This is a genomic window from Variovorax sp. P4_D9, from assembly GCF_056401695.1.
Window position 1 is genome coordinate 1 of the sequence record NZ_JBFUIU010001034.1, and the last position, 2,726, is coordinate 2,726.

Annotated in this window: 3 protein-coding genes; 2 read left to right on the top strand and 1 reads right to left on the bottom strand. The window is 62.2% G+C overall.

The features are described from left to right. A partial coding sequence (locus AC1DY5_RS50460; RefSeq protein WP_478121820.1) for a DUF899 family protein occupies positions 1 to 423 on the top strand: 423 nt, incomplete at its 5' end. Positions 424 to 872: 449 nt separating this feature from the next. On the opposite strand, the gene AC1DY5_RS50465 is transcribed toward AC1DY5_RS50460, so the two are convergent. Beyond that, the gene (locus tag AC1DY5_RS50465) at positions 873 to 1,748 is read right to left on the bottom strand and encodes a transglutaminase-like domain-containing protein (RefSeq protein ID WP_478121821.1); all 876 of its coding nucleotides are present in this window, start codon (positions 1,746 to 1,748) and stop codon (positions 873 to 875) included. A gap of 223 nt (positions 1,749 to 1,971) precedes the next feature. Between AC1DY5_RS50465 and AC1DY5_RS50470 the strand changes: the two genes are divergently transcribed. After that, positions 1,972 to 2,097, top strand: a complete 126-nt coding sequence (locus AC1DY5_RS50470; RefSeq protein ID WP_478121822.1) for a hypothetical protein — start codon at positions 1,972 to 1,974, stop codon at positions 2,095 to 2,097. Positions 2,098 to 2,726: the final 629 nt, after the last annotated feature.

The following is a 2,726-nucleotide window of genomic DNA, read 5'->3' on the forward strand; positions in this document are numbered from 1 at the left end:
CCCTCCCTTGTCTTCGTCTCGCGTGCGCCTCAGCCCGACATCGCGCGGCTGAAGACGCGGATGGGCTGGGAGATGCCGTGGTTTACCCTCACAGACAGCTTCGACGCCGACTTCGGCGTGGACGAGTGGCACGGCACGAACGTGTTCTACCGCGACGGCGACCGCGTGTTCCGCACCTACTTCATCAACAACCGCGGCGACGAGCAGATGGGGGGCACCTGGAACTACCTCGACATCACGCCGCTGGGCCGGCAGGAGGTCTGGGAAGACTCGCCCGAGGGCTATCCTCAGACTCCGACCTACAAGTGGTGGAACTGGCACGACAACTACGTCGCAGACGCAGCGCCCGACAAGAAGTGGGTCGAGGTGTCGGACGCCGGAGAGGCAGCGTTTCGGAACGAACACCCGAGCACAAAGCCATGAGCCAGGCCTGTTCCGGTGGATCCGACGGACGGCAACGGTCGGTCTGAGGGGGTCGTGATCGGCCGTAGCGCGAACGTCCGCTATGAAGAGTGATCGCGAATGTCCGGAACCCCTTGAGACGGTCGTCGATGCTGAGATCTCCTTCGCACCTGAGTGACAGAAATCGGCCTCACAGCGCGAGATCGCCGTGCGGCGGGGGAAAGACAGTAACCGCTGCAGAGCTGCCGCGCAGCCCGCGCTGTGGTCTGGAGCGACGGACTGGACCGCGCCCACACCGCCTGAACGCCGTCTGTTTCGATCGAGACTGCACACGGACCTTGAACCGGGTAGTGTTGCTGATGCAGGGTCTTGCCGCGAGCAGCAACGCGCGATCGCAGATCTGGCCGGGCGACGACGGCTGGATGCTGCAGCGCACGTCCCATTTCGCGATGATGCAGATGAAGCGCGGGTCAGTTCGCGCCCAATGAAGGATTGGTCGACCGTGGATCCGATTTCGCGTGGGCGTCAACAGTCGGGCCCGCCGTGACTTCGTCGGCCCAGACCTTGAAGCCCTCGAGCGTGTTCGGGCCGAACGTGGTGGATAGCGCGACATCGCAGGCATCACGCCCGCGTGCAATCAGCACGCGGCCGATACGCGGTGTGTTGTTGCGCGCGTCGAAGGTGTACCAGCGGTCGCCAAGATACGCCTCGAACCAGCCCGCGAAGTCCATTGTCCCGTATGGTGGCTCAGTGCCAACATCGCCAAGATAGCCGGTGCAATAGCGCGCCGGTATGTTCATGCAGCGGCAGAACGCGATCGCAAGGTGAGCGTAGTCACGGCAAACGCCGTGGCCTTCGTTATAGGCGTCCAAAGCGGTGCGCGTTCGACGCGCGTGCTGGTAGCCGAACTCGATGTGTCGGTGTACGAAATCGCAGATTGCCTGCACGCGCGCCCAACCGGTCGGGCTTGAGCCGAATCGCTGCCACGCAATCTCGGAGAGCTGATCGGTCTCGCAATAACGGCTGCCGATGAGATAGACCAGCGTCGATTCCGGGAGGTGTTCGATCGGCGTCTGCGTGGCCCAAGGAGCAACGACATCAGGCGCGCCGGTGTCGTTGACCAGCGCATCAGTGCTGAGGATGAAGCGGCCCTGCGGCGCGACGATGCGACTGCACCAGTTGCCGAACAGATCGCGGTATGCGGTGATGGGCACCGAGGGACTCGTGACGAGATAATCAGGCCGCACCAGATCGGACGCACGCGAATAGTGAACGCTCAATGTCAGGATCATCGGCGTCGGCTGTGGGAACTGATACGCCATCTCGAAACCAATGTGGATCTGCATGCTCGCTCCTGTTGCTTCTCTGTTCGCACGCAACCGACGTGCCACCATCGCTGACTATCGCCGGTTCGCTTGCCGATACCGATGACCTGATTCTCCTCCCATGGCGGGTCCGACAGCCTAGCCGATACGACAGTCCTTCCACCGGGTGTAACGTCGGTTCACGGGAGTGATAGCGCCGTTGTTGAGCCGGGTGCTGCACCACTTGGATGGAGGAGTGCGATGCGTGGTGAAGCGCGACACGACGCGCTACTACCTCGCGACCGACGTGTACCTGGACGAACCTGGCGACCAGCAACTGGACGAACGTCTCGCCGTGCTCGCCGGCGACCCGTTAAGGAGGTCCATATGACGCTTTGCCCAAGCGATCGTCGGGACAAGTAGTTGCGCACATCAGGATTGCGGCATTGCGGGCCACTTGGTTGCCGAAGCCTTCGGATGACAACCATAGGCGGCTCGTTGCCAGCGGGATGCTCCCAACCACTACGCGAACTCGATGCAATGTTGGCGACTTATGAAGAAACCCGCCACAAGAGCGGGTTTCAACGGTGGACTCAGTGGCTCATCCCGCCACGGGAGCTTTGCTCCAAGGGGTTCGCCCCTTCCTCCCGCATCGCATTTGATCGGCCCCCGCATAGGGAGTTCCGCGCCATTTCGCAGTCGGTGTGGTCCATGGTTCAGACCGTGGCGCATTTGTCAGAAAAATGCAGGTCACGTGCTCTGAGCCCCCGGAATGTGCCGGACTGGATTGGTCGTCAACATCCAATAAGTCGAACGGCCACGCCAGCGGCTGTGGTGCACGCGTCGCTTCAGGGCTGCGAAGGCGTACAGTCGCGCATCAGCACGTCGTTTCGGTGCGCACACGGCTGCTGATGGCGGCGTTATCCCGCCCATCGCGGTATGCACCAACCCTTTTCACCGGAGGAAGTGCCCATGAGCGAAAGATCCGCAATCGACGAAGCACGCTTTGCGCAAGCCGTG

What these genes read in the sequence shown, in the direction of transcription:
- AC1DY5_RS50465 (WP_478121821.1), bottom strand. Translation starts at nt 1,748, where the DNA reads ATGCAGATCCACATTGGTTTCGAGATGGCGTATCAGTTCCCACAGCCG.